We start from the raw sequence: 24794 nt of genomic DNA, 5'->3' as shown, positions 1-24794 counted from the left end.
GTTAGCCAGTCAACGGTGCCGCCACCTTCCATTGTGTGATCGCCGGCTCGCGGATCGCCGCCCTCAGGTGCTCCAGGAACTGGCTGCGCGGGATCGGCGCCGCGCCCAGCGAGGCCAGGTGGCCGGTCTCCTGCTGGCAGTCGATCATGCGCACGCCCTGCTGGCGCAGGAAGGCGACCAGGTAAGCGAGCGCTACCTTCGAGGCGTCCGAGACGCGCGCGAACATCGATTCGCCGTAGAACATGCGGCCGATGCAGACGCCATAGGCGCCACCCACCAGTTCGCCATTCAGCCAGACTTCCGACGAGTGCGCATAGCCCAGCCGGTGCAGGCCGGTGTAACCGTCGACGATGTCTTCCGAAATCCAGGTGCCGGGGCCGTCGCGCCGCGGCGCCGCGCAGGCGCGCATCACGTCCTCGAAGGCGCTGTCGAAACGGACATCCCAGCTTCCGCCCTCGAGGCGGCTGCGCTCGACCTTGCGCAGTGTCTTCTTGAGGCTGTCACTGATCTTGAAGTCGCCGGTGAGCAGGACCATGCGCGGATCGGTACTCCACCACAGGATGGGCTGGCCTTCGGAGAACCAGGGGAAAATGCCATTCTGGTATGCAAGGAGCAGGCGCTGAGGCGAGAGGTCGCCGCCGGCCGCGAGCAGGCCGGGCGCGTCCACGGTCAATGCCTCGGACACGTCGGGAAACGGCGTATCGCTCTCGAGCCAGGGAATCATGCGGACCTCGCCTGCTCAGTCGGGCGCGCGGGGAGCGAGCATGGGGCGCACGATGTCCCGGCTGTGAAAACCGTAGCTGCCGCCCTCGCGCACCTTGACGCGGTCGGCGAAGAACAGTTCCAGGGTGCTGCGGATGGTGGGGAAGGCCAGTTCGTCCCAGGGAATCTCGTCCTCGGTGAACAGCCGCACATCCAGGCTCTCGATGCCCGGCGCGAAGTCGAGGTCGCGCAGGCGGGCCAGGTAGAACAGGTGCACCTGGTGGACATGGGCCACGTTCAGCAGGGTGAACAGACTGCCGAGTTCGACGTTTGCGCCGGCTTCCTCCTCGGTCTCGCGCACGGCGGCCTGCTCGGTGGTCTCTTCGTTTTCCATGAAGCCGGCCGGCAGGGTCCAGTAGCCGTAGCGCGGTTCGATGGCGCGGCGGCACAGCAGCACCTGCAGCTTGCCGTCCTGTTCCCAGACGGGGAGCGAGCCGATGACCAGCTTGGGATTGTGATAATGGACGGTGTGGCAGTGCGTGCAGACGTAGCGCGGCCGGTTGTCGCCTTCAGGGATGGCCAGCGCGACAGGATGGGCGCACTCGGAGCAGAATTTCATAGGTCATCGGCAAATTGGTATTGCCCTTTACTTTACACTGATTGCAGTGCTCATGTGGTCCGGCAAGGGCCTTGCCGGAGGCCTGCGGGGCTTATGCATGAGCCATACCATGCTGCAATCGCACAGTCAGGCGGGATTGAATTTGCCTAAAAGGCGGAAGCTGCGTATAATACGAACCATCAGACGCGGGGTGGAGCAGTCTGGCAGCTCGTCGGGCTCATAACCCGAAGGTCACAGGTTCAAATCCTGTCCCCGCAACCAGATTCCAAAAGCCGCTGATCCGCAAGGGTCAGCGGCTTTTTCCATTGGCCTCTGTCGTCGTAGGGTTGGCCGGGGCGCGCAGCCGGCTTCGCCGCCGACCCTACGGTTAGCTCTCCCTTATCGATGCAGCTCAAACCCGCTGCGTTCGCCTGCAATCTCCCCGCACCTGCCCGGTCCAACGGGCAAAGGCTGGCGCCACGCCGGCCGCATGCAAGGGACAAGCACTCATGATCGATGTCGACGATATCAACGATGCCTGGGGCTGGGTCGGTCTGAACGCCGTCGAAGTCCTGGGGGCCAACGCCTTCGGCAACCTCATCCTCCGCGACGAGGACGGCCATTACTGGCGCCTGCGCCCGCAAGATCTGTGCTGCGAACCGGTGGCCAGCAGCCGGGCCGACTTCGATGCGCTCTCCTATAACCAGGATTTCCTCAACGATTGGTACATGCCGGAAGTCGTGCGCCTGGCCGAGGCGGCGCTTGGCCCGCTCCCTGACGGGCGCAAGTACTGCCTCAGGATTCCCAGCGCGCTCGGCGGGCACTACGGGCGCGACAACCTGGCCACGGTGCCGCTGGCCGAGCTGATTCGTTTCTCAGGAGAAGGAGCCCAGCAATTCGAGGGCTTGCCGCGCTGGAACTGAAACCTAGCCTGGCTGCTCGCTCAGGCTGGCCCACAGGTAGGCCGCGGCCATGGTCCGGTGCGGCTTGTAGCGTTCCAGCAGGCGTTCGGCCTCGGCAATGTCGGGCCGCGTGTCGCCGCCCATCAGCTTGTGGAAGGCGGTGCGCACCGCGACGTCGCCGTGCAGCGAGCAATCGGGGTAGCCGTAGCCGCGCAGCAGGGCGTAATTGACGGTCCAGGGGCCGATGCCCTTGACGGCCAGCAGCTCGCGGCTGACCTCCTGCGGATCGCGCTCGCGGGCCAGCGACAGGACGCCGTCGGCCACCAGTTGGGCCAGGCGCAGCACCGTCTCGGCCTTGGCGCGCGAGAATTTGCGGCCCGTGAGGTCCTCGAGCTGCAGGCGGGCCACGTCCGGCGCTTCCGGATAGCACCACAGGCCGCTGGAATGCGGGCGGCCGGCGACCTGGATCAGGGTGCGGCGCAAGGCAATGGCGAAACTGAGATTGATCTGCTGGCCGATGATGGCCCAGGTCAGGGCCTCGAACACGGTGGCCGACTGCACGATGCGCAGGCCGGGCTGGCGCGCCACGAGCGGGCCGAGCACCGGATCGGCGTGCGCGGCATCGGCAAAGGCGGCCGGGTCGATGCGCAGGCCCAGCATGTTGAGCAGGGCGTCGTGCAGGGCTTGCCGCTGGGCGGCGCCCGGCTCGCCGTCGGCGGCGATGCGGCACCGGGCGGCGCGCGGCGTGAAGGCGACTTCGATGAGTACCGGTATGCCACCCAGCAGGATGCCCTTGCGCAGGCCCTCGCTGGTGATGTGCTCGGCTACGCCTTCGGTATCGCGGCCGTGAAAGGCGAGCACGTCCTGCACCCGGTAGCCGGCGGGCAGGGGAAAGACCAGTTCGGTGATCATTTACTTTGCACAGTGGCCGGTGCACGCAGGAAAGACGGCTTGAAGCCGGTCACGAGTGCGGTCCCCAGCAGCACGACGGCCGAGCCGGCCAGCGTATGCCAGCCCACCACCTCGTGCAGGAAGATCGCGCCCCACAGGATGCCGAACACCGGGTTCAGGAAGGTCACGGTCAGGGCCGAGGTGGTGCCGACTTCCTCGATCAGCTTGAAGTAGAGGATGTAGGCGATGCCGCTGCACAGTACGCCGAGCGCGAGCACGGCGGCCATGATGCCGACAGTCGGTTCGCCGGGCGAGGGGAACAGCGGAATCACGGGCAGCACCAGCAGCGCGGCGGCCCACATCGAGCCATGGGCATTGGCGAAGGGCGGCACCGCCCTGGCCGATTTCGCGTACTGGCTGGCGACGCTGTAGCTGAGCGAGGCGACCAGGGCCGCGCCGACCGCCATGCCGGCGCCGGGCAGGTCCGACACATGGTCGAAACCGACCAGCAGGGCCACGCCGATGGTGCCCAGCACCAGGCCCAGGGCGGCGCGCGGACTGACCGGCTGGCGCGCCCACACGAAGGCGACCAGTGCGCCCCACATCGGCGCGGTGGCGTTCAGCACCGACAGCACCGAGGCCGACAGGGTGCGCGCGGCGAACGCGAACAGCACGAAGGGCAGGGCGGAGTTGAACAGGCCCAGGATCAGGTAGTGCTTCCAGTGCTCGCGCAGGTTCAGCGGGGCGGTGGAGGGGCGCTTGCGCAGCACCCACGCCACGCCCGCCAGGAACAGGGCCGCGAAGGCGACCCGGTATTCGATCAGCACGGCGGGGCCGAGCACCGGCGCGGCGATGCGCATGAAGAGGAAGGAGCCGCCCCAGATGGCGGCCAGCGCGACCAGGCGCAGCATGTTGGCAGTGTTCATGGCGTTCGGTTCAAAGACGGGTGATGGTGATGGCGCGGTCCTGCTTGCGCCATCCGTTTCTTGCTATTGAATCTTGCTATGGAATTCAGGCCGCGCGGGCGCAGGCCTCGGCGCCGGGCGCCTCCACCGCGGCAGCATGCGGCACCAGCATGGCAGCCGGCACCGCGTTCTTCACGGCGGTGAGTTCGGCCAGGATCGAAATCGCGATCTCGGCCGGGGTCTTGCTGCCGATATAAAGGCCGATCGGGCCGTGCAGGCGCGCCAGCTGTTCATCCGTCAGGTCGAACAGCTTGAGGCGCTCGCGCCGCTTGCTGTTGTTCAGGCGCGAGCCGATCGCGCCCACGTAGAAGGCCTCGGATTTCAGGGCCTCCATCAGCGCCAGGTCGTCCAGCTTGGGATCGTGGGTCAGCGCCACCACCGCGCTGCGCGCATCGAGCCTGGCCTGGATGACCAGGTCGTCGGGCATGGCGTGCACCAGTTCCACGCCGGACAGGTTCCAGCCGCTGCGGTATTCCTCGCGCGGGTCGCACACCGTGACGCGGTAGTCCATGCCGGCCGCCACCTGGGCCAGGAAGCGCGACAAGGGACCTGCGCCGATGATGTACAGGCGCCAGCGCGGGCCGTGGACCGTGTGCAGCACGCCGTCCTCGATGCGTTGCACGGCACCGGCAGCCGCGCGGCGCAGGCACACGGCGCCGGTCTGCACGTCGACGCTGCGCTCGACCAGCTCGCCCTGGCCCAGACGCTCGAGCAGTTCCGCGATGCGGCTGTCATGCGACAGCGGTTCGATCGCCAGTTCGATGGTGCCGCCGCAGGGCAGGCCGAAGCGGTGCGCCTCGTCGGCGCTGATGCCGTAGCTGACGACCCTGGGCCGGGTCAGTTCGATCCCCTTGTCGCGCACCGCCGCGATCAGGTCATCCTCGATGCAGCCGCCCGAGACCGAGCCCACCACCTGGCCGTCCTCGCAGACCGCCAGCGTGGCGCCGATCGGGCGCGGGCTGGAACCCCAGGTCTTGATCACCGTGACCAGCTGGCAGCGCCGGCCGGCATCCAGCCAGGCGGCGGAAGTCTTCAGCACTTCGAGGTCGATACTGTCCATGGGGGCGCTGTGGAGAGGTGGATGGACAATGATACAAAAAAACCGGGAGGTGTGTTGGAAGGGCCAGCGTGGGTGGTGCGCGTAAGAACTTGGGTCCCCGCCTGCGCGGGGATGACCTCGATTCAAGGCGGGTCGAAGCGCACGTTCGCAACTTCGGCCACGCCCTCAAGAACGTCATCCCCGCGCAGGCGGGGACCCAGGTTTGTCAGCGCAGAGTTTGCGCCTACGGCACCAGCGGCTTGTTCCCCGACCGCTTCGTCCTGATCTCCGCCAGCGCCTTGTCCATCGCCGCCACCCGCGCCGCCATGCCCGGATGGTTCGCCGTATAGCCATTCAGCACCGAGGCCGGATAGGTCGCCGTCAGCCGCTTCCAGAACCCCGACGCGCCTTCGATGCGGTAGTCCGCGCGCGCCAGCAGGTACATGGCCAGGCGGTCGGCTTGCGCATCGCTCTCGGCCGGCATGGCCTTGATGCCGCCGCTGCCGATCAGCATCGAGGTATCGGGCGTGACACGGATCAGGTTGTCGATGATGCTGCTGATGGTTGCGGCGTTGCGCTGCGTGGCCGCGTGGCCCAGCATGTTGTGCGCCATGGTGCGCGCCACCACGTAGGCCAGCTCGTCGTCGTTCTGGGTGAAGTTCATCATGCCGCGCGTGACCATCACGCGCCCGCCGTCCGCATAGGCGTTGACGTTGTCGGCGTTGCCCAGCTCGATGGCGAAGGCGCAGGCGCGCGTCACAGGGATGCTGAGATCCCTGGTGCCGCCGTTGCGTTCGATGGTGAGGGGCAGGGTGGCCTGCTTGGCCATGATCGGGCCGAACACCGCGCCTGCCTGCGACAGCGCCTGCGGTCCTTCGGGCAGGGGCTTGCCGCCCGCGGCCACCAGGCCGTCGCCCTGGCGCAGGCCGGCCTTGGCGGCGCCGCTGCCGGCCAGCACATTGGTCACTTGCAGGCGCTCGCCCATGCCGAACACCACGTGCGCGGCCTCGTTGTAGAAGCCGGGGTAGGAGTGGCGGTTCTTGGCGGTGAAGCCGAGCAGGTTGCGGGCGTGCTTGGTGCACAGCTCCGCGTTGTCGATCAGGAGGGGAGCCGCGACCCGGTACAGGCGGTCCTGCAGGGTGGCCATCTTGTTGAGGGTGTCGGCCGCGGCAGCCATCTGCGGGGTCAGCTCGGGCTTGGCCGGCTGGGCGCCGGCGAAGATGCCGGGCTGGGCGCCCGGGACCGTCGGTCCCGGCGTGGAGCAGGCCGACAGGAGTGCGGCGGTGGCGACGACCAGCGCGAGCGGACGTAGATGCGTGGGCAGGCGTTGGATGCGGATCATGGTCCTCCTTAATGCATGTTGTTATTGTTTACCGGTGCTGCCGAATCCTCCGGCGCCCCGTTCGCTCGATGCGAACTCCTCCACCACGTTGAAGCCAACCTGCAGCACAGGCACGATGATCAGCTGCGCCAGGCGATCCATCGGCTGCAGCGTAAACACGGCCTGGCCGCGGTTCCAGGTCGAGACCATCAGCTGGCCCTGGTAATCGGAGTCGATCAAGCCTACCAGATTGCCGAGAACGATGCCGTTCTTATGGCCGAGCCCGCTGCGCGGCAGGATCATGGCCGCATAGCCCGGATCGCCGATGTGGATCGCGAGGCCGGTCGGCACCAGCACCGTCTGTCCCGGCTCGATGGTGAGCGGAGCGTCGATGCAGGCGCGCAGGTCCAGGCCCGCGCTGCCGGGGGTGCCGTAGGCCGGCAGGAAGTCCTTCATGCGCGGGTCGAGGATCTTGAGGTCGATGTTCTTCATGCGTGGTAGTTCGTCTTCTTGTGATCAGGTCAACAGGGAGCGGCGTTCGAGCCGCTTGGCGATCTCGGACACCAGCTGGCGCGCGAGCGTGAGCTTGTCCGCGCGCGGCAGCACCGTGTGGCCGCCCTCGTCGAACAGGATGATGGTGTTGTCGTCCTGGCCGAAGGTCTGGGGGCCAATATTACCGACCAGGAGGGGAATGCCTTTGCGCTCGCGCTTGGCGGCGCCGAATTCCATCAGGTTTTCCGATTCGGCCGCGAAGCCGACGCAATAGGGCCAGCCGGACAGGCTGGTGGTCGAGGCCACCGAGGCCAGGATGTCGGCGTTCTGCACGAACTCGAGCTGGGGCGCGCCCCCGCCTTCCTGCTTTTTCAGCTTCTGGCCGCTGGCGTTCGCCACCCGCCAGTCGGCCACCGCGGCCACGCCGATGAACACGTGCTGGCCTTCGATGCCGGCCATGACGGCATCGTGCATCTGCTGGGCGGTCAGCACGTCGATGCGGCGCACGCCGTGCGGCGTGGGCAGCGAGGTCGGGCCGGACACCAGGGTCACGTCGGCGCCCGCTTCGTGCGCCGCGCGCGCCACCGCATAGCCCATCTTGCCGGACGAGAGATTGGTGATGCCGCGCACCGGATCGATCGGCTCGAAGGTGGGCCCGGCCGTGATCAGGACGCGGCGCCCAAGCAGGAGCTTGTGCTGGAAGGAGGCGATCAGTTCGTCGACCAGCTCCTCGGGCTCGAGCATGCGGCCGTAGCCGGTTTCGCCGCAGGCCTGGGAGCCGGCGGCCGGGCCCAGGATGTGGATGCCGTCCTCGCGCAGCTGCGCCACGTTGCGCATGGTCGCCGGGTTCTCCCACATCTCGACGTTCATGGCCGGGGCCACCAGCAAGGGCACATGGCGCGGGCGCGCCACGCACAGGGTCGACAGCAGATCGTCGCAGGCGCCGTGGGCCAGCTTGCGGATGAAATCGGCGGAGCAGGGCGAAACCAATACCGCGTCGGCGCCGCGGGTCAGGTCGATGTGGGCCATGTTGTTGGCCACGCGCGGGTCCCACTGGTCGGTGTAGACCGTGTGGCCGGACAGGGCCTGCATGGTGACCGCGCCGATGAAGTGCAGGGCCGCTTCCGTCATCACCACTTGCACGCTGGCGCCCTGCTTGACCAGGGCGCGGCACAGTTCCGCGGATTTATAGCAGGCGACGCCGCCGGTCAGGCCGAGGACGATCTTCTTGCCCTTGAGGTCCATGTTCATGCCTCCTCCGGGTGGATCAGGATTTGTTCACGCGGCGCAGCTCATCGAGGATGAACAGGATGGCGCCCACGGAGATGCCGATGTCGGCGATGTTAAAGGCCGGGAAGTGGCCGAAGCCCTTCCAGTAGAAATCGAGGAAGTCGATCACATGGCCATAGGCCAGGCGGTCGATCACGTTGCCGATCGCGCCGCCCATGATCAGCGCCAGCGAGAAGCAGAACAGGCGCTGGCCCGGATGGCGCTTGAGCAGGTACAGGATGTAGGCGACGGCCGCGACCGCGATGCCGGTGAACAGGTAGCGCTGCCAGCCGCCGGCGTCGCCCAGGAAGCTGAAGGCCGCGCCCGGATTGTAGACCTTGATCAGGTTGAAGAAGCCGGTCACCGGCACCGTCTCGCCGTAGAAGAAGGTGCGCTCGACGGTGATCTTGGTGATCTGGTCGAACAGGACCAGGATCAGGGCCAGGCCGAGCCAGGGCAGCATGGCGCCGCCGCTGGCGCTGCTGGATTTGGGCGCCGCCTTCATCACGCCGGAAATTGCAGGTTTCTTTTTGGTTGCCATGGTAGAGGTATCAAGACCGCCATGCCGGCGAAGCGGCATGGCGGGGGGCCCTAAGGAAGTCTTAGGCGAAACGGCGCGGCTCGCCGCTGCCGAACAGGTTGCTCACGCAGCGGCCGCACAGGCCCGCGTGCGCGTGGTCGTGGCCGACGTCGCGGCGGTAGTGCCAGCAGCGCTCGCACTTTTCCGCTTCCGACGGGGTCACGGTGACGGTTTCCTCGGCTTCGTTCGCCGCTTCGCTCACGCTGGCCTGCGAGGTGATGAAGACGAACTTCAGCTCGTCGTCGAGGCTCGCCAGGGCCCGGTACTTATCGCCCGCGGCCTTGACTGCCAGCTCGGCCTGCAGCGAGGAGCCGATGGCGCCCGACGCGCGCACTTCCTCGAGCTGCTTGGTGACGCTGGTGCGCACTTCGCGCAGCAGGGCGTACTTGGCCAGCAGGGTGTCGCCATCCGCCAGTTCCGGGAAGGTCCACAGGGTCTGGGTGAAGATGGTCTCGCCACTCTCCGCGTAGGCCTGCTCGCCCGCGAACACGGCCCAGGCTTCCTCGGCGGTGAAGGACAGGATCGGCGCCATCAGGCGCAGCAGGCTGTGCGCGATGTGCCACAGCGCGGTCTGGGCCGAGCGGCGCGCGTGCGAATTCACGCCGGTGGTGTACAGGCGGTCCTTGAGGATGTCGAGGTAGAAGCCGCCCAGGTCTTCCGAGCAGTAGTTCTGCAGGCGGGCGACCACCGGGTGGAACTCGTAGCGCTCGAAGCTGGCGGCGACGTCCTGCTGCAGCTGGGCCATCGCGGCGATCGCGTAGCGGTCGATTTCCAGCAGCTCGGCCACCGGCACGGCGTCCTTGGCGTGGTCGAAGTCCGAGGTGTTCGCCAGCAGGAAGCGCAGGGTGTTGCGGATGCGGCGGTAGGATTCGGTCACGCGCTTGAGGATCTCCTCGCCGATCGACAGCTCGCCGGTGTAGTCGGTCGAGGCCACCCACAGGCGCAGGATATCGGCGCCCAGGGTGTCCGAGATCTTCTGCGGCGCCAGCGTGTTGCCGAGCGACTTGGACATCTTCTTGCCCTGCTCGTCGACGGTGAAGCCGTGGGTCAGCAGCGCCTTGTACGGCGGGCGGCCGTTCAGCATCGAGGAGGTCAGCAGCGAGGAGTGGAACCAGCCGCGGTGCTGGTCCGATCCTTCCAGGTACAGGTCGGCCGGGAAGCTTGACTGCTCCTTGTGCGAGCCGCGCAGCACGGTCTGGTGGGTCGAGCCGGAGTCGAACCACACGTCGAGCGTGTCCTTGTTCTTCTCGTAGCTGGCCGCGTCCTCGCCCAGCAGGGTCGCCGGGTCGAGCTTCTGCCAGGCGTCGATGCCTTCTTTCTCGATCAGCTGGGCCACCTGCTCGAGCAGCTCAGGGGTGCGCGGGTGCAGCTCGCCGGTCTCCTTGTGGATGAAGAAGGCCATCGGCACGCCCCACTGGCGCTGGCGCGACAGGGTCCAGTCCGGACGGTTGGCGATCATGCCGTGCAGGCGCGCCTGGCCCCAGTCGGGGAAGAATTTGGTCTCCGCGATGCCGGCCAGCGCGGTTTCGCGCAGGGTGGCGCCGCCGTCCTTCGGGGTGATGTCCATGCCGGCGAACCACTGGCTGGTGGCGCGGTAGACGATCGGGGTCTTGTGGCGCCAGCAGTGCATGTAGCTGTGGTCGAACATCTTCAGTTCGAACAGGGCGCCCGCGCCGCGCAGGGCGTCGCAGATCGGCTTGGAAGCTTCCCAGATGCTCATGCCGCCGAACAGGGGCAGGGTCGAGGCGAAGCGGCCGTCGCCCATCACGGGTTTCAGGATCTCGTCGTCCTTCATGCCATGCGATTTGCAGGACTGGAAGTCTTCCAGGCCGTAGGCCGGCGCCGAGTGGACCACGCCGGTGCCGCTGTCGGTGGTCACGTAGTCGGCCAGGTAGACCGGCGAAGTGCGGTCGTAGAAGGCGTCCTGGGCGTGCAGCGGGTGCTTGAAGCGCAGGCCGCCCAGCTTGTCGCCCAGGGTGGTGGCGATGATCTTGTATTCCAGCTTGTAGCGCTGCATCACGGATTCGACCAGGTCGGCGGCCAGGATCAGCAGCAGCGGGGCGCCGTCGCGCTCCGCCTGGACCAGTGCGTAGGTCACTTCCGGGTTGACGTTCAGGGCCTGGTTCGAGGGAATGGTCCACGGGGTGGTGGTCCAGATCACGATGAAACCGCTATCTGGTGCCTGGGTCGGCAGCGAAGGCAGGCCGAAGGCTTGCGCCACTTTTTCTGGTTCCGCGAACGGGAAGCCGACGTCGATCGCCGGGTCGCGCTTGTCCTGGTACTCGACTTCCGCCTCGGCCAGGGCCGAGCCGCAGTCGAAGCACCAGTTCACGGGTTTCAGGCCGCGGTAGACATAGCCTTTTTCCAGCAGGGTGCCGAGGGCGCGCAGCTCGTCGGCTTCATTTCCATAGGCCATGGTCATGTATGGATTGTCCCATTCGCCCAGCACGCCCAGGCGGATGAAGCCGGCGCGCTGGCGGTCGATCTGCTCGAGCGCGTAGGCGCGGGCTTTCTGCAGCACGTCGGCGGTCGGCAGGTTCTTGCCGAACTGCTTTTCGATCTGGATCTCGATCGGCATGCCGTGGCAGTCCCAGCCCGGCACATAGGGCGCGTCGAAGCCGGCGATGGTGCGCGACTTGACGACCATGTCCTTCAGGATCTTGTTGACGGCGTGGCCCAGGTGGATATCGCCGTTGGCGTACGGGGGACCGTCGTGCAGGATGAACTTCGGCCGTCCGGCGGCCGCCTTGCGCACGCGTTCGTAGATCTTCTTGTCCTGCCACTGCTTGACCCAGCCCGGTTCGCGCTTGGCGAGGTCGCCGCGCATCGGGAAAGGGGTGTCGGTCATATTGACCGGGTATTTGCTTTCAGGCTTCTTGGCGCTTTTCGGCGGGTTCTGTTTGGAGTCGGACATAAGGTTCTTCTAATAAGAAATTGGTTCGATGCAGAGTACTAGGCGCAGGCAGGGGAAAACCCGGCCGCGGACGCGGGCGGGCGCGTCAAATTCGGTCGGTCGCGGTGAGGGCGCCGTTGCGGTGAGCGAAGAAGGCGCGCGCCTGGGCCGCGTCGCGGTCGATCGCCGCGGTGAGGGTGGCCAGGTCGATGTATTTTTCCTCGTCGCGCAGCTTGGCCAGGAATTCGACGCGCACCAGCTTGCCGTAGCAGGACTGGGCGAAGTCGAACAGGTGCACTTCGAGCAGCATGCGGCCGGCGTCTTCGACGGTGGGGCGCACGCCCAGGCTGGCGACGGCCGGCAGCGGCTGCGCCGCCAGGCCGTGGACCTGGACCACGAAGATGCCCGCCAGGGCGGGGCGGTGCACCACGCGCAGGTTCAGGGTCGGGAAGCCGAGGGTGCGGCCCAGCTTCTGGCCGTGGATCACATGGCCCGACATGGTGTAGGGATGGCCGAGCAGCTCGCCGGTGCGGACGAAGTCGCCTTCGGCCAGGGCGGCGCGCACGGCCGAGGACGAGATGCGCTGGGCGCCGTGCATCACGGTCGGCAGGGTCTCGACCTGGAAGCCGAAGCGCTTTCCGGCCTCCTGCAGCATGCCGATGTTGCCGGCACGGCGCGCGCCAAAGCAGAAGTCGTCACCCACCATCAGCCACTTGACGTGCAGGCCGTCGACCAGCACGCGTTCGATGAAGTCCTCGGGGGCGATCGAGGCGAAGTGTTCGTTGAAGTGCTCGACGATGACGCGGTCGATGCCGGCCTTGGCCAGGTCGTCCAGCTTGTCGCGCAGGTTGGCGATGCGCGCCGGCGCCTTGGACAGGTCGCCGCTGCGCTGGGCGAAGTATTCGCGCGGGTGGGGCTCGAAGGTCATGACGGCCGCTTCCAGGCCGAGCGAGGCGCTGGCGCTGCGGACGTGCGACAGCAATGCCTGGTGGCCACGGTGGACACCGTCAAAGTTGCCGATCGTGAGCGCGCAGGGCGCGCGCGCCCTGTCGTTGGGAAGTCCGCGGAATACCTTCATCAATTGGTCCAGTTGCACGCGCCGGCGGGTGATGGCGCACGGCACGAAAATACTGATTATACGGTAACTAGGATGTTGCACAGCAGCGAGACCTGATGCAAGGAGAAGGAAGATCCTTGTCTGCCAGCAAAATCGCGGGCCAGCCACGGTATCGTAGGGTTGGCGGCGGAGCCGGCTGTGCGCCCCGGCGAACCCTACGGTGCAGCGAATCGCTCGCCTCTCGCGGCGAAAAAAAAGCGCCGCCCGAAGGCGGCGCTTTCACGATCGCGAAACGAATCAGGCGATCGGACGATTGATCGCCATGATCCAGTAGCGGGCCAGGTCGGCGGTGCCATCCTTGCCGCCCACGGTCTTGAGCGTGCTGATGGCTTGCGACTTCTTGCCGGCCGCGGCATAGGCTTCGCCCAGGCGCAGTTTGGCTTCGTCGGCACGGCGCAGGCCGCCGGCCTTGATCGCGGCTTCCATCATTTTCAGGCCCTTGTCGGCCTGGCCTGCCTGCACCAGCGCGTAACCCAGGCCCACGAGCGCGTCGTTGTCCTTGGCGGCGGTGTATTCGGCTTCCAGGGCGGCGACGTTCTGATTCTGCTCAGCCAGGCTCTTCTCGGCCAGGTCCTTCAGGCGCTGGTGACGGCCCGCATCCGGACCGGTGCCCAGGGCGCCGGCCTTGTAGCCCTTGTCGATGACCTTCAGCGCTTCGGCCGGGGCTTTCGCCTGCAGCACCAGCTGGGCCATTTCCATGAACTCGCTCGGCTTCTTCATCAGGTTGTTGGCCAGCTTCAGACGGTAGACGTCGACCGACAGGCGGCCCGAGAAGCCCGGCTTGCCCTGCACGCGGTTCAGCAGGTCGTTCCAGTACTGGGCCTTCGGATAACTGGCTGCCAGTTTCTCGATGGTGTTGACGTAGCCGTTCTTGTCGTTCTTCTTCAGCTGGATGTTCGCCAGCATGCCGAGTTGGTCTTCGCTCAGGCGGCCGCTGGCTTCAGCCTTGCGCAGTTCCGTTTCCAGGGCGGCGACGTTGCCCTGCTTGTAATAGTTCTGCAGCAGGTAGGCGCGCAGCTTGGGGTCGTCGCCTTTCTTCAGCAGGTTCAGGATGGTGGCGTTTGCCTTGTTCAGGTCGCCGGCGCGCATGTAGATGCCGACCAGGCCTTCCGAGAACTGCGAGCGTTCACCTGCGCTCAGCTTGCCCGAGTCGAGCAGTTTTTCGAACGAATTGGCGGCGGTGTCCCAGTCGCCGGCCGACGATGCCGCGGATGCACGCACGCGCTCGATCAGGAAGCGCTCGTCATCGCTCTTCGCGGCCTTGTCCGCTTCGCGCAGGGTTGCCAGTGCGCCTTTGGCGTTGCCTTGCTTGATTTGCGTTTGTGCCTGCTGCAGCGGTTTGCCGACTTCCGGACGCAGCGAGACAGCGGCGTGCACAGGGGCCAGGCCGACGACGGGGACAGCCGCGGTGAAACCAAGGGCGGCCAGCGCGAGGCCAAGGTGTGCGAGACGGAATTTAATCATCTGAAAACATCCTTCTTCAAAATGGACACGGCAGGGAAACCCTGCCGTGTTGGTCAAACATGAAACGGTTACTGGAACTGCTCGTTACCGACCATGCCGATCTTGGTGACGCCGAGGCGCTGGGCGGTTGCCATGACACCGGCCACCACCTTGTACTCTACCAGCTTGTTCGGACGCAGGTGCACTTCCGGCTGGTTGGCCATTGCAGCGACGCCGTTCATCTTGGCTTCCAGCGCCGCACGATTCGGGATGACTTCACCGTCCCAGAGGATGGTGCCGTCGAAGTCCACGTCGATCGTGACCACAACCGGTTTCACGTCGGACGGCGGCGGGGTGCCGACCGGCATGTTCAGATTGACCGAGTGGTTTTGTTTCGGAATCGTGATAATCATCATAATGATGAGAACGAGCAGGACGTCGATCAGCGGCGTCATGTTCATTTCCATCATCGGTTCCGGATCGGCTCCTTTTGCGGAGCCCGAACCTACGTTCATACCCATGATGTTTCCTTTTCAAATGTTGGGGTAACGGACACGGTGCCGGAAAACGCCAAGGGAATGGTCCCTCGGGTTTGTCCGGCACCGCGGACAGGACTATCAGCCCTTGTCAGGCGGTTCAATCACGAAACCGACCTTCGCAATCCCAGCACGCTGTGCCGTGTAAATCACCCGGCCGATCGATTCGTAGCGGGACTCCTGGTCGCCACGAACTTTCACAGCAGGCTGCGGCTGCTTCACCGACTGCTCCGCGAGGAACTTGAACAGCTCGTCCGTGTTCGCGATGCGCGTCTGGTTGTAGTACATCTCGCCATCTTTATTGATGGTGATATTGACGTCTTCCGGCTTGGTCTTGGTGACCTGGTTCGATTCTGCAGGCAGGGAAACCTTCTGCAGATTCAGCACCACCGGGCTGGTGATCAGGAAGATGATCAGAAGAACCAACATGATGTCGACAAGCGGCGTCGTGTTGATTTCTGACATCACGGCATCTTCATCTCCGCTATCGGAGCCGACACTCATCGACATGATTTAGCCAGCCTTTTTAGCGCCTGCGGCGGCGTTCGAGGTCGACATGGCGCCCGAGATCAGGACCGAGTGCACGTCGGCGCTGAACGAACGGACATCTTCCATGACCGACTTGTTACGACGCACCAGCCAGTTGTAGCCCAGAACGGCCGGAACCGCCACGAACAGACCGAAGGCGGTCATGATCAGTGCTTCACCCACCGGACCTGCAACCTTGTCGATCGACGCGTTACCCGACATACCGATGGCGGTCAGCGCGTTGTAGATGCCCCAGACGGTACCGAACAGACCGATGAACGGCGAGGTCGAACCGACGGTTGCCAGGAACGACAGGCCGTCTTGCAGACGCGACTGGACGCGGTCCACGGCGCGCTGGATCTGCATGGTCACCCAGGTCGACAGGTCGATCTGCTCGAGCAGGGCGCCGTCGTGGTGCTGGGTTGCCTTGGTGCCGGTTTCAGCGATGAAGCGGAACGGCGAGCCTTCTTTCAGCGAAGCCGAGCCAGCTGCGATCGACGGTGCTTTCCAGAACTTGGCCGAGACTTCCTTCGACTGGCGCATGATCTTCTGCTGGTCGATCAGCTTGGTGATGATGATGTACCACGAACCGATCGACATCAGCGACAGGATGATGATGGTGCCCTTGTTGACGAAGTCGCCTTCTTCCCACATGGCGCCGATGCCGTACGGGTTGTGGACTTCTTCGGTCGATGCTGCCGGAGCAGCTGCGTCGCCCGCCGGAGCAGCGGCGGCGTCAGCTGCCGGTGCTGCTGCGTCGGCTGCCGGTGCTGCTGCGTCAGCGGCCGGAGCGGCGGCTGCGTCAGCCGCTGCCGGAGCTGCCGGTGCGTCAGCGAAGGCCGGTGCGGACACCAGGGCCGATGCTGCCGTTACCGAGAACAGGACAGCCGCCAGGATAGCGGACAAACGGGTATTCTTAAACATGCTTCCTCCAAAATATTAAATAGACAGTTCGCTGAACTAATGACAACGAAAATCAAAAGATGAGACGGTGATCTGCCTCGGTTTTATTCCAGCGTCCAGACGTACTGCACCGCTGTCCACGCCTGTTCCGGCTTGCCATCAACCATGGCTGGCTTGAATCGGCATTTGCTCAGAGCCGACTGTGCGGCCCGGTCCAAGTCACGGAAGCCACTCGACTTCGCCAGCTTGGAATCCATCACACGACCATCGACGCCGATCAGGAACTGAAGGGTCGTGGTACCGGTTTCTTCGTTACGCTGCGACGAACGCGGATATTCCGGACGCGCGCAAGTGTTAAAGTCGGCCACGGCTTCGGTGCGGCTCGGGCCGCGCGCCGGCGCCGGCGGAGCCGGAGGAGCTGGCGGTGCCGGCGGAGCCAGCGAGGTGGTCGGCGGCGGCGTATTGGTGGCCGTGGTGATCGCGTTGGCCGGCGGCGGCGGGGTATTGACCTGCACTTCGACCGGCGGGATGAACGGAGGCGGCGGGGCCTTCATTTCCGGCGGCGGCGGCGGCGGCGGGGTTTCCGGCGGCGGCGGCGGCTTCACTTCTTCAATCAGCTTGGTCTCGACGGCTTCCGTCACCTTGCTCACGATTCGGGTACCGAGGCCATTCACGATGGCCCAGGCAACCAGCACGTGCAGCAGGAGAACGATAATGAAGCCGGTCATGTTCCGCCCGGGGCTCTTCTCATGCGTAAAATTCATGCCATATTTCTCCAATACCAACTCTTTTTTGTTGCTACCAAACCCACTAAACACGACATAAAGCTAGGAGCCGCATCCGGGACATCGAGGAATTATACCTACGAATTCTTTTTTGCACATACATTTTTACATCACCAAAAGGGTGCCTAACTGCCTGTAAATGCAGGCAAACAAGCTCATCTATACAAGCCAGATGTGGGGTGTCGTGCGGTGAAGGACGCAGAAGAGATTTGTGATTTTATGTAGCAATTCTCCTTATGGTGTAGAAGATCCGGCCAACTTGCGCTATTTGCCAAATTTCTCACGCAAAATCACCGGGTTGGCAAATTTCATATACCGTAACACTGGTCTTTTTGCAAACTATAGCCAGTTTTACGGAACTTGTGCGTACAGTTGAACCTCGAGGGTTCGGCGGCCGTCTTCCCAGAGAGTATAAATAAAAGTGATAGCAGATATACCGGTTGACATCAGTGAGTCTGATGTCGGACCAGCACGCTGCATTGACAAAAATGAAAGGAATGCGCCAAAAAGGGGAGAAGTGAACCTTGCGGTGCACGCGTGATGTGCACGGGCGTGTGTCCAACTTGTTCTTGCGAGGGTGTTGAGGTGATTTTTGCTATTGGGTGGAAGAAAGAATGACGTGGTAGTGGTGAAATTCGTCCATTCCGGACCTTCTGGTAGCGCTAAAGACCAGGGGTGGAGAAGTAGGTCCGCGTGCTCCGGGATCCGCAGCGGAAAAACGGATGCCAAGAGAACGTGCTCGTCGAGGGAATGGCTGGGCGCGCTTTTCGGTGCCGGAAATGCGGTCTCTACTAATATAGGAGTGCAAGGCTCGGCTGGACCGGCAGGACGGATGTGGCCGGTCCCTGGACTCGGGCATCCAGACCGCGGGCGCTTCAAGCGCGGCTGGCTCGGGGCGCCCGGGGTCTGGACAGGTGACCGTCATCCTGCCGGTCGAATCGAGGCGCAGCTTGGATGCGGGCGGACGCGTGGACGGCAGCGCCGGCTGCGCGCCCCGGTCGCCCTACGGCCGGCCGCCGGGCGAGCTGCCCGGGCGGGCTGGCGGCAGAGCGGTCTACGCTACGTGCGTTGGCCGGGCGGGCGATCGTTGGACGCGTCGGCGGCAGGGCCGCCAATCCTACGTGTATTGGCCGGGGCGCCGGTGTTGGCCGCATGGACGGCGGAGCCGGCTGCACGCGTCAACGAAAAACCGGCGGCATGTGCCGCCGGCCGGGTGAGGCGATAGAGGCGCCCAGTGCCGCGCTGCTCAGCGGCCGCGCTTCTCGCGGCGGCACTCGAGGAAGCTGACCACGTGGCCGCTCGGGTCCACGGTTTCCAGTTTCACATCGAAGCCCCACAGGCGGGCGACGTGCTTGAGCACTTCCTGGGCCTGCTGGTTCAGCGGACGCCGGTTGAACTGCGTGTGGCGCAGGGTCAGGGCGCGGTCGTCGCGCGTATTGACTTGCCAGACCTGGATGTTCGGCTCGCGGCTGCCCAGGTTGTACTGCTCGGCCAGCTTCTGGCGCACGTAGCGGTAGCCCTGCTCGTCGTGGATCGCCGAGATCGTCAGCTTGTCGCTGCGGTCGTCGTCGAGCACGGCGAAGAAGTGGAACTCGCGGATCAGCTTGGGCGACAGGTACTGGGCAATAAAGCTTTCGTCCTTGAAGTTGCGCATCGCAAAGTCGAGGGTCTTGATCCAGTCGCTGCCGGCGATGTCCGGGAACCAGGCGCGGTCCTCGTCGGTCGGGTCTTCGCAGATGCGCCGGATGTCGGTCATCATGGCGAAACCCAGGGCGTAGGGATTGATGCCGCTGTAATACGGACTGGTGGCCGGCGGCTGGTAGACCACGTTCGTATGGCTTTGCAGGAATTCCAGCATGAAGCCGTCGCCGACGATCCCTTCCTTGTGCAGGTCTTGCAGGATGGTGTAGTGCCAGAAGGTGGCCCAGCCCTCGTTCATCACCTGGGTCTGGCGCTGCGGATAGAAGTACTGCGAGATCTTGCGCGTGATCCGCACCAGCTCGCGCTGCCAGGGTTCGAGCAGGGGCGCGTACTTCTCGATGAAGTAGAGCAGGTTTTCCTCGGGCTCGGGCGGGAAGCGGATCGGCGCGGCATCCGCGATCTGCTCTTCGCGCCGCGGCAGGGTGCGCCACAAGGCGTTGATCTGCGACTGTGCGTATTCCTCGCGCTCCTTCTGGCGCGCCATTTCCTGGGCCACCGAGAGCTTGGCCGGACGCTTGTAGCGGTCCACCCCATAATTCTGCAACGCATGGCAGGAATCGAGCAATTCCTCGACCGCGTCGATGCCGTAGCGCTGCTCGCACTCGGCGATGTAGTTCTTGGCGAACACCATGTAGTCGACGATGGCGTCGGCATCGGTCCAGGTGCGGAACAGGTAATTGCCCTTGAAGAAGGAATTGTGGCCATAGGCCGCGTGGGCGATCACCAGGGCCTGCATGGTCAGGCTGTTTTCCTCCATCAGGTAGGCGATGCAGGGATTCGAGTTGATGACGATCTCGTAGGCCAGGCCCATCTGGCCGCGGCGGTAGCTCTTCTCGGTGGAGAGGAAATGCTTGCCGAAGGACCAGTGGTTGTACGACACCGGCATGCCCACCGAGGTATAGGCATCCATCATCTGCTCGGCGGTGATGATCTCGAGCTGGTTGGGGTAGGTGTCCAGGCCGTAGCGCTTGGCCACCCGTTTGATTTCCTCGTGCGCCTGCTCGATCAGGTCGAAGGTCCACTCCGACTGTTCGGGCAGGGCGCGCGGGTTGGTGCGGTCATCTGGCATGTGGGCCTCCCTCTACTTGGCCTGTTTCTTGAACAGTTCCCGGAATACCGGGTAGATGTCGGCCGGTGTCACGATCTTCTGCATCGCGAAGTTGCGGTGCTGGGCTGCCACTTCGCAATACTGTTCCCACAGGTTCTGGGGCGGACCGTCGGTGATCTCGACATAGGTGTAGTACTGCACCCGCGGCATGATGCCGCTGCCCAGCAGCTGCTTGCACAGCACCGAGTCGTTGTCCCAGTTGTCGCCGTCCGAGGCCTGGGCCACGTAGGCATTCCAGTCGGCGCTGCCGTAGCGCTCCGCCAGCACTTTCTGCAGCAGGTGCAGGGCCGAGGACACCACCGTGCCGCCCGACTCGCGCGAATGGAAGAATTCGTTCTCGTCGACCTCGGCAGCGGCCGTATGGTGGCGGATGAAGACCACTTCGATCTTCTCGTACACGCGCTTGAGGAAGAGGTAGAGCAGGATGAAGAAGCGCTTGGCGGTGTCCTTGCGGGTCTCGTCCATCGAACCGGACACGTCCATGATGCAGAACATCACGGCCTGGGTGCTGGGCTTGGGCACCTTGATGCGGTTCGAGTAGCGCAGGTCGAAGGGGTCGATGAAGGGGATCGCGTTCAGCCGGATGCGCAGGTGGTGGATGCGGTCCTTGAGCTCGACCACCATCTCGTCGTCCGAGGGCGCGCCCGCGTCGAGCAGGGCCTGCAGTTCTTCCTCGCCTTCCTTGAGCTGGCGCTTGGCCGGACCGCCGACGGCGATGCGGCGCCCGAGCGCGCCGCGCAGGGAGCGCAGCACGTGGATGTTCGACGGCGTGCCGGACACGTTGTAGCCGGCGCGCTGGTTCTTGTATTCGATGGTCTGGCTCAGCTGCGTCTTGACCATGTTCGGCAGCTCGAGATCCTCGAAGAAGTAATTCATGAATTCTTCGCGCGACAGTTCGAAGATGAAGTCGTCTTCGGTGGTCTGGTCGCTGTTCCCGGCCCGTCCCCGCCCGGAACCGCCGCCACCGCCGCGCGGGCGGTTGAACTGGTCGCCTTTCTGGTACTCGGTATTGCCCGGGTTGACCGTTTCCCAGACGCCACCGTGAGCGTGGCCAAAATGAGGTTCGTTCACGTCCTTGACGGGAATGGAGACCTTCTCGCCGTTCTCGATGTCGGTGATCGAGCGGCCCTTGATCGCGCGGCCCACCGCGTCCTTGATCTGCGCCTTGTAGCGGCGCAGGAAGCGTTCGCGGTTGACCGCTGACTTGTTCTTGCCTTGCAAGCGACGGTCGATGAGGTAAGTCAAAACAGGCCTCCTGCTGAAAGTGCGCGGGACCGACAGCGCCCCGGCGCGGGGCCGCCGCATCTGCGGCACCCTTATCTTAATACGCTGCGCAATCGGGCGTGCACGGCACGCGCGGAATCAGCTCCGCCACCGCGCTGCATGCAACATCCCGCTGGTCGAACCGCCGCCCGGGCACGGCTGGCGGCCTGCGGCCAGCGTGCTCGGAGGGCGGCCACCGCCTTACGAGGACTTACGGACGCGCAGGTACCATTCGCACAGGAGCCGCACCTGTTTCGGCGTATAGCCTTTCTCGACCATGCGGGCCACGAAGTCGGCATGCTTGTTCGCATCCTCGGCGCTCGCTTTCGCATTGAACGAAATCACAGGCAGAAGTTCCTCGGTATTCGAGAACATCTTTTTCTCGATCACGCTACGGAACTTCTCGTAGCTGGTCCATGCCGGGTTCTTGCCGGCATTGGTGGCGCGGGCACGCAGGCTGAAGTTGACGATTTCGTTTCGGAAATCCTTCGGATTCGAGATGCCGGCCGGCTTCTCGATCTTCTCCAGTTCGGCGTTCAGCGATTCGCGGTCGAAGCTCTCGCCGGTGTCCGGGTCGCGGAACTCCTGGTCCTGGATCCAGAAGTCGGCGAAAGTAACGTAGCGGTCGAAGATGTTCTGGCCGTACTCGGAATAGCTTTCCAGGTAGGCCGTCTGGATCTCCTTGCCGATGAAATCGACATAGCGCTGGGCCAGGTGCTCCTTGATATAGGAGAGGTAGCGCTGTTCGGTCTCCGGCGGGAACTGCTCGCGTTCGATCTGCTGTTCGAGCACATAGAGCAGGTGCACCGGATTGGCCGCCACTTCGGTATTGTCGAAGTTGAAGACCTTGGACAGGATCTTGAAGGCGAAGCGGGTCGACAGGCCGTTCATGCCTTCGTCCACGCCGGCGTAGTCGACGTATTCATGCAGCGACTTGGCCTTGGGATCGGTGTCCTTCAGGTTTTCGCCGTCATACACCAGCATCTTGGAATAGATGCTGGAGTTCTCCGGATCCTTCAGGCGCGACAGCACGGCGAACTGGGCCATCATGCGCAGGGTGCCGGGCGCGCAGGGCGCCTTGTCGAGCGAGGAGTGGCGCAGCAGCTTGTCGTAGATCTTGACCTCGTCCGACACGCGCAGGCAATAGGGCACCTTGACGATGTAGATACGGTCGAGGAAGGCCTCGTTGTTGCGGTTGTTGCGGAAGGTCTTCCATTCGGACTCGTTCGAGTGCGCCAGCACGATGCCTTCGAAGGGGATCGCGCCGAAGCCCTCGGTGCCCTTGTAGTTGCCTTCCTGGGTGGCGGTCAGCAGCGGGTGCAGGACCTTGATCGGGGCCTTGAACATCTCGACGAATTCCATCAGGCCTTGGTTGGCCAGGCACAGGCCGCCGGAGTAGCTGTAGGCGTCCGGGTCGTCCTGGGCGAAGTCCTCGAGCTTGCGGATGTCGACCTTGCCGACGAGGGAAGAGATGTCCTGGTTGTTCTCGTCGCCCGGCTCGGTCTTGGAGATCGCGATCTGCTTCAGGATCGACGGGTAGCGCTTGACGACGCGGAACTTGTTGATGTCGCCGCCGAACTCGTGCAGGCGCTTGACGGCCCAGGGGCTGGGAATGGTGCGCAGGCAGCGGCGCGGGATGCCGTAGTCTTCCTCGAGGATGGTGCCGTCCTCTTCCTCGTTGAACAGGCCCAGGGGCGATTCGTTCACGGGCGAGCCCTTGATCGCGTAGAAGGGCACGTGCTCCATCAGGCTCTTGAGCTTTTCGGCGATCGACGACTTGCCGCCGCCGACCGGGCCCAGCAGGTACAGGATCTGCTTGCGCTCTTCCAGGCCCTGGGCGGCGTGGCGGAAATAGGAAACGACCTGTTCGATCACTTCCTCCATGCCGTAGAACTCGCGGAAGGCGGGGTAGATCTTGATGACTTTGTTGGCGAAGATGCGCGACAGGCGCGGATCGAGGCGGGTATCGACCAGGGTCGGTTCGCCGATCGCCGCAAGCATGCGCTCGGGGGCGCTGGCATAGGTCAGCGGATCCTTCTTGCACAGTTGCAGGTACTCCGTCATGGAGTACTCCTCTTCCCGGGTGCGCTCGTAGCGGGCTGCGTAGTTGTCAAAGATGCTCATTTGTGTGTCCTTTAATGTGCTAACAACGATCACTGTCATGGCAACCCGTCATCGAAGGCTGCCTCAGGCCCCGGTTTCTTTTCTGGCGTACTCCTTGTCGGTCGCACCATGCGCGGAGCCGGGATCGCCGGCGCCGTTTTCCTGGCGCGATTTATTGTTGTCCCGGCTTGGTCCTGAGCGGTCCTGTCCGGTTCTCCCGCAGGTTGGAGAGCGTCTTTTTTTGCGTTTGTGAAATTTATTATGTGCCTATTAGTTCCCGAAGTCAAAGCAGTGTTTCGTGGTCTGGTGTGGCTGATTCAAGTGCTTGATTCATTAGGCAAAATTGCCGTTTTTGCAGCGTTGCGGCAGCGCGTTTCGCAGCCTGTCGGGACGCCGCGCCAGAGCGGTGGGAAAGGCGGATCGGCCGCGTTTCCATGCTCCGCTTTATCGTCATTTTCTTCCTTACATTGTGAGCCGATATTGCACGATCTGCTCAACATGTGGCGCACGCGAATCAGGCGTGCAAGGCCCCATTCTTCACTCTGGCGAAGGGGGTCGGCGCGCATGCGTTACACTTGTCGGCCGGGTTTGCCACACTGTCTACCCGACTACTCATGAATTGTTAGATTGCCGGAGAAAACCATGCTCGACGAACGTCTGCGTACGCTCCTGACGGGAATGCCCAAGGCGGAACTGCACATCCATATCGAAGGATCGCTCGAGCCCGAACTGATCTTTGCGCTCGCGCAAAGGAACGGCGTGGAGCTGGCCTATCCCTCGGTCGACGCGTTGCGCCAGGCCTACGATTTCAGCGACCTGCAATCTTTCCTCGACATCTATTACGCGGGCGCCAGCGTGCTGCTCAAGGAAGAGGATTTCTACGACATGACCGCCGCCTACCTGGCGCGCGCCCATGCCGATAACGTGCGCCATGCCGAGATCTTCTTCGACCCGCAAACCCACACCGCGCGCGGCTTGCCTTTCGAGACCGTGATCAACGGCATCTGGCGCGCCTGCCAGGACAGCCCGATCAGCGCCAGCCTGATCATGTGTTTCCTGCGCCACCTGTCGGAGGACGAAGCCATCGCCACCCTCGAGGAAGCGCTGCCGTTCCGCGACAAGCTCGTGGGCGTGGGCCTGGACTCTTCCGAAGTCGGCCATCCGCCGGAAAAGTTCGCGCGCGTGTTCGAGCGCGCGCGCCAGCTCGGCCTGCACCTGGTGGCCCACGCGGGCGAGGAGGGGCCGCCGAGCTACATCGAGAGCGCCCTCGACGTGCTGAACGTCGAGCGCATCGACCATGGCGTGCGCTGTCTCGAAAGCCCGGAACTGGTGGCGCGCCTGGCGCGCGAACAGATGGCGCTGACCGTGTGCCCGCTGTCGAACATCAAGCTGCGCGTGTTCGACGTGATGGACACGCACAACCTGCGCCGCCTGCTCGACGCCGGCCTGGCCGCCACCGTCAATTCGGACGACCCGGCCTATTTCGGCGGCTACATCAATCAGAACTTCCTGGCCGCCTTCGAGGCGCTGCCCCTGGATGAAAGCCACGCGCGCCAGCTGGCGCGCAACAGCTTCGCGGCCTCCTTCGTCGAGCCGGAGCGCAAGCGCGCCTGGCTGGCCGAAGTCGACGCCTACTTCGCCAACGCTTAAGGTCC

The 24794-nt window shown here is 64.3% G+C and carries 21 protein-coding genes and 1 tRNA gene; 3 read left to right on the top strand and 19 right to left on the bottom strand.

Features of this window, described 5'->3' with window-relative positions; translation table 11 throughout:
• Position 1 precedes the first annotated feature (1 nt).
• Both aat and V7778_RS13705 read right to left on the bottom strand, forming a co-directional pair.
• A complete protein-coding gene (gene aat, locus V7778_RS13710) occupies positions 2 to 724 on the bottom strand; it encodes a leucyl/phenylalanyl-tRNA--protein transferase (RefSeq protein WP_335556057.1) in 723 nt (240 codons plus the stop codon).
• A gap of 15 nt (positions 725 to 739) precedes the next feature.
• Complete coding sequence (locus V7778_RS13705) at positions 740 to 1321, bottom strand: NUDIX hydrolase (RefSeq protein WP_335556055.1); 582 nt, start codon at positions 1319 to 1321, stop codon at positions 740 to 742.
• A gap of 184 nt (positions 1322 to 1505) precedes the next feature.
• Between V7778_RS13705 and V7778_RS13700 the strand changes: the two genes are divergently transcribed.
• Together V7778_RS13700 and V7778_RS13695 are read left to right on the top strand one after the other, a co-directional pair.
• Positions 1506 to 1582 (top strand) — tRNA-Met (locus V7778_RS13700).
• Between the two features lie 227 nt (positions 1583 to 1809).
• Entirely contained in the window at positions 1810 to 2223 is a 414-nt protein-coding gene (locus tag V7778_RS13695) for a T6SS immunity protein Tdi1 domain-containing protein (protein WP_335556054.1), read from the top strand.
• 3 nt (positions 2224 to 2226) lie between these two features.
• On the opposite strand, the gene V7778_RS13690 is transcribed toward V7778_RS13695, so the two are convergent.
• The 17 genes from V7778_RS13690 to V7778_RS13610 form a co-directional block, all read right to left on the bottom strand.
• Positions 2227 to 3114, bottom strand: a complete 888-nt coding sequence (locus tag V7778_RS13690; RefSeq protein ID WP_335556052.1) for a DNA-3-methyladenine glycosylase family protein — start codon at positions 3112 to 3114, stop codon at positions 2227 to 2229.
• Complete coding sequence (locus V7778_RS13685; protein ID WP_335556051.1) at positions 3111 to 4019, bottom strand: DMT family transporter; 909 nt, start codon at positions 4017 to 4019, stop codon at positions 3111 to 3113. Before V7778_RS13685 ends, V7778_RS13690 begins: the two co-directional genes overlap by 4 nt.
• 85 nt (positions 4020 to 4104) lie before the next feature.
• Complete coding sequence (locus tag V7778_RS13680) at positions 4105 to 5118, bottom strand: XdhC family protein (RefSeq protein WP_335556050.1); 1014 nt, start codon at positions 5116 to 5118, stop codon at positions 4105 to 4107.
• A gap of 223 nt (positions 5119 to 5341) precedes the next feature.
• Complete coding sequence (locus tag V7778_RS13675; protein ID WP_335556048.1) at positions 5342 to 6439, bottom strand: M48 family metallopeptidase; 1098 nt, start codon at positions 6437 to 6439, stop codon at positions 5342 to 5344.
• 21 nt (positions 6440 to 6460) lie between these two features.
• A complete protein-coding gene (dut, locus tag V7778_RS13670) occupies positions 6461 to 6910 on the bottom strand; it encodes a dUTP diphosphatase (protein WP_335556046.1) in 450 nt (149 codons plus the stop codon).
• A 24-nt stretch (positions 6911 to 6934) separates the two neighbouring features.
• Positions 6935 to 8155 carry a bifunctional phosphopantothenoylcysteine decarboxylase/phosphopantothenate--cysteine ligase CoaBC gene (gene coaBC, locus V7778_RS13665; RefSeq protein WP_335556213.1) on the bottom strand — a complete coding sequence of 407 codons (1221 nt, stop codon included), beginning with the start codon at positions 8153 to 8155 and terminating at the stop codon, positions 6935 to 6937.
• 22 nt (positions 8156 to 8177) lie between these two features.
• Positions 8178 to 8720 carry a signal peptidase II gene (gene lspA / locus V7778_RS13660; protein ID WP_335556044.1) on the bottom strand — a complete coding sequence of 181 codons (543 nt, stop codon included), beginning with the start codon at positions 8718 to 8720 and terminating at the stop codon, positions 8178 to 8180.
• 61 nt (positions 8721 to 8781) lie between these two features.
• Entirely contained in the window at positions 8782 to 11673 is a 2892-nt protein-coding gene (ileS, locus tag V7778_RS13655) for an isoleucine--tRNA ligase (protein ID WP_335556042.1), read from the bottom strand.
• 85 nt (positions 11674 to 11758) lie between these two features.
• The gene (locus V7778_RS13650) at positions 11759 to 12730 is read right to left on the bottom strand and encodes a bifunctional riboflavin kinase/FAD synthetase (RefSeq protein ID WP_335556040.1); all 972 of its coding nucleotides are present in this window, start codon (positions 12728 to 12730) and stop codon (positions 11759 to 11761) included.
• 276 nt (positions 12731 to 13006) lie between these two features.
• Positions 13007 to 14233 carry a tetratricopeptide repeat protein gene (locus V7778_RS13645; protein ID WP_335556038.1) on the bottom strand — a complete coding sequence of 409 codons (1227 nt, stop codon included), beginning with the start codon at positions 14231 to 14233 and terminating at the stop codon, positions 13007 to 13009.
• A 68-nt stretch (positions 14234 to 14301) separates the two neighbouring features.
• Entirely contained in the window at positions 14302 to 14733 is a 432-nt protein-coding gene (locus V7778_RS13640; RefSeq protein WP_335556036.1) for an ExbD/TolR family protein, read from the bottom strand.
• A 96-nt stretch (positions 14734 to 14829) separates the two neighbouring features.
• Positions 14830 to 15258, bottom strand: a complete 429-nt coding sequence (locus tag V7778_RS13635; protein WP_335556034.1) for an ExbD/TolR family protein — start codon at positions 15256 to 15258, stop codon at positions 14830 to 14832.
• 3 nt (positions 15259 to 15261) lie between these two features.
• Positions 15262 to 16200, bottom strand: a complete 939-nt coding sequence (locus V7778_RS13630; RefSeq protein ID WP_335556032.1) for a MotA/TolQ/ExbB proton channel family protein — start codon at positions 16198 to 16200, stop codon at positions 15262 to 15264.
• Positions 16201 to 16283: 83 nt separating this feature from the next.
• Positions 16284 to 16943 carry an energy transducer TonB gene (locus tag V7778_RS13625; RefSeq protein ID WP_335556030.1) on the bottom strand — a complete coding sequence of 220 codons (660 nt, stop codon included), beginning with the start codon at positions 16941 to 16943 and terminating at the stop codon, positions 16284 to 16286.
• A 1267-nt stretch (positions 16944 to 18210) separates the two neighbouring features.
• Complete coding sequence (locus tag V7778_RS13620; RefSeq protein ID WP_335556028.1) at positions 18211 to 19734, bottom strand: SpoVR family protein; 1524 nt, start codon at positions 19732 to 19734, stop codon at positions 18211 to 18213.
• 12 nt (positions 19735 to 19746) lie between these two features.
• Positions 19747 to 21018: a YeaH/YhbH family protein gene (locus V7778_RS13615; protein WP_335556026.1), complete on the bottom strand. Its 1272-nt coding sequence runs from the start codon at positions 21016 to 21018 to the stop codon at positions 19747 to 19749.
• 219 nt (positions 21019 to 21237) lie between these two features.
• On the bottom strand, positions 21238 to 23160 hold the full coding sequence (locus V7778_RS13610; RefSeq protein WP_335556024.1) for a PrkA family serine protein kinase: 1923 nt from the start codon (positions 23158 to 23160) through the stop codon (positions 21238 to 21240).
• Positions 23161 to 23781: 621 nt separating this feature from the next.
• Here V7778_RS13610 and V7778_RS13605 point away from each other — a divergent pair.
• The gene (locus V7778_RS13605) at positions 23782 to 24789 is read left to right on the top strand and encodes an adenosine deaminase (RefSeq protein ID WP_335556022.1); all 1008 of its coding nucleotides are present in this window, start codon (positions 23782 to 23784) and stop codon (positions 24787 to 24789) included.
• The last annotated feature ends 5 nt before the right edge of the window (positions 24790 to 24794 follow it).

This window comes from Massilia sp. DD77, assembly GCF_036961685.1.
Lineage (GTDB): Bacteria > Pseudomonadota > Gammaproteobacteria > Burkholderiales > Burkholderiaceae_D > Telluria.
This window is presented reverse-complemented; position numbering and strand designations above follow the sequence as displayed.

What these genes read in the sequence shown, in the direction of transcription:
- aat (WP_335556057.1), bottom strand. Translation starts at nt 724, where the DNA reads ATGATTCCCTGGCTCGAGAGCGATACGCCGTTTCCCGACGTGTCCGAG.
- V7778_RS13690 (WP_335556052.1), bottom strand. Translation starts at nt 3,114, where the DNA reads ATGATCACCGAACTGGTCTTTCCCCTGCCCGCCGGCTACCGGGTGCAG.
- V7778_RS13675 (WP_335556048.1), bottom strand. Translation starts at nt 6,439, where the DNA reads ATGATCCGCATCCAACGCCTGCCCACGCATCTACGTCCGCTCGCGCTG.
- V7778_RS13605 (WP_335556022.1), top strand. Translation starts at nt 23,782, where the DNA reads ATGCTCGACGAACGTCTGCGTACGCTCCTGACGGGAATGCCCAAGGCG.
- V7778_RS13625 (WP_335556030.1), bottom strand. Translation starts at nt 16,943, where the DNA reads ATGAATTTTACGCATGAGAAGAGCCCCGGGCGGAACATGACCGGCTTC.
- V7778_RS13695 (WP_335556054.1), top strand. Translation starts at nt 1,810, where the DNA reads ATGATCGATGTCGACGATATCAACGATGCCTGGGGCTGGGTCGGTCTG.
- V7778_RS13650 (WP_335556040.1), bottom strand. Translation starts at nt 12,730, where the DNA reads ATGAAGGTATTCCGCGGACTTCCCAACGACAGGGCGCGCGCGCCCTGC.
- V7778_RS13640 (WP_335556036.1), bottom strand. Translation starts at nt 14,733, where the DNA reads ATGGGTATGAACGTAGGTTCGGGCTCCGCAAAAGGAGCCGATCCGGAA.
- ileS (WP_335556042.1), bottom strand. Translation starts at nt 11,673, where the DNA reads ATGTCCGACTCCAAACAGAACCCGCCGAAAAGCGCCAAGAAGCCTGAA.
- V7778_RS13685 (WP_335556051.1), bottom strand. Translation starts at nt 4,019, where the DNA reads ATGAACACTGCCAACATGCTGCGCCTGGTCGCGCTGGCCGCCATCTGG.
- V7778_RS13620 (WP_335556028.1), bottom strand. Translation starts at nt 19,734, where the DNA reads ATGCCAGATGACCGCACCAACCCGCGCGCCCTGCCCGAACAGTCGGAG.
- V7778_RS13610 (WP_335556024.1), bottom strand. Translation starts at nt 23,160, where the DNA reads ATGAGCATCTTTGACAACTACGCAGCCCGCTACGAGCGCACCCGGGAA.
- V7778_RS13630 (WP_335556032.1), bottom strand. Translation starts at nt 16,200, where the DNA reads ATGTTTAAGAATACCCGTTTGTCCGCTATCCTGGCGGCTGTCCTGTTC.
- dut (WP_335556046.1), bottom strand. Translation starts at nt 6,910, where the DNA reads ATGAAGAACATCGACCTCAAGATCCTCGACCCGCGCATGAAGGACTTC.
- V7778_RS13635 (WP_335556034.1), bottom strand. Translation starts at nt 15,258, where the DNA reads ATGTCGATGAGTGTCGGCTCCGATAGCGGAGATGAAGATGCCGTGATG.
- lspA (WP_335556044.1), bottom strand. Translation starts at nt 8,720, where the DNA reads ATGGCAACCAAAAAGAAACCTGCAATTTCCGGCGTGATGAAGGCGGCG.
- V7778_RS13645 (WP_335556038.1), bottom strand. Translation starts at nt 14,233, where the DNA reads ATGATTAAATTCCGTCTCGCACACCTTGGCCTCGCGCTGGCCGCCCTT.
- V7778_RS13705 (WP_335556055.1), bottom strand. Translation starts at nt 1,321, where the DNA reads ATGAAATTCTGCTCCGAGTGCGCCCATCCTGTCGCGCTGGCCATCCCT.
- coaBC (WP_335556213.1), bottom strand. Translation starts at nt 8,155, where the DNA reads ATGGACCTCAAGGGCAAGAAGATCGTCCTCGGCCTGACCGGCGGCGTC.
- V7778_RS13680 (WP_335556050.1), bottom strand. Translation starts at nt 5,118, where the DNA reads ATGGACAGTATCGACCTCGAAGTGCTGAAGACTTCCGCCGCCTGGCTG.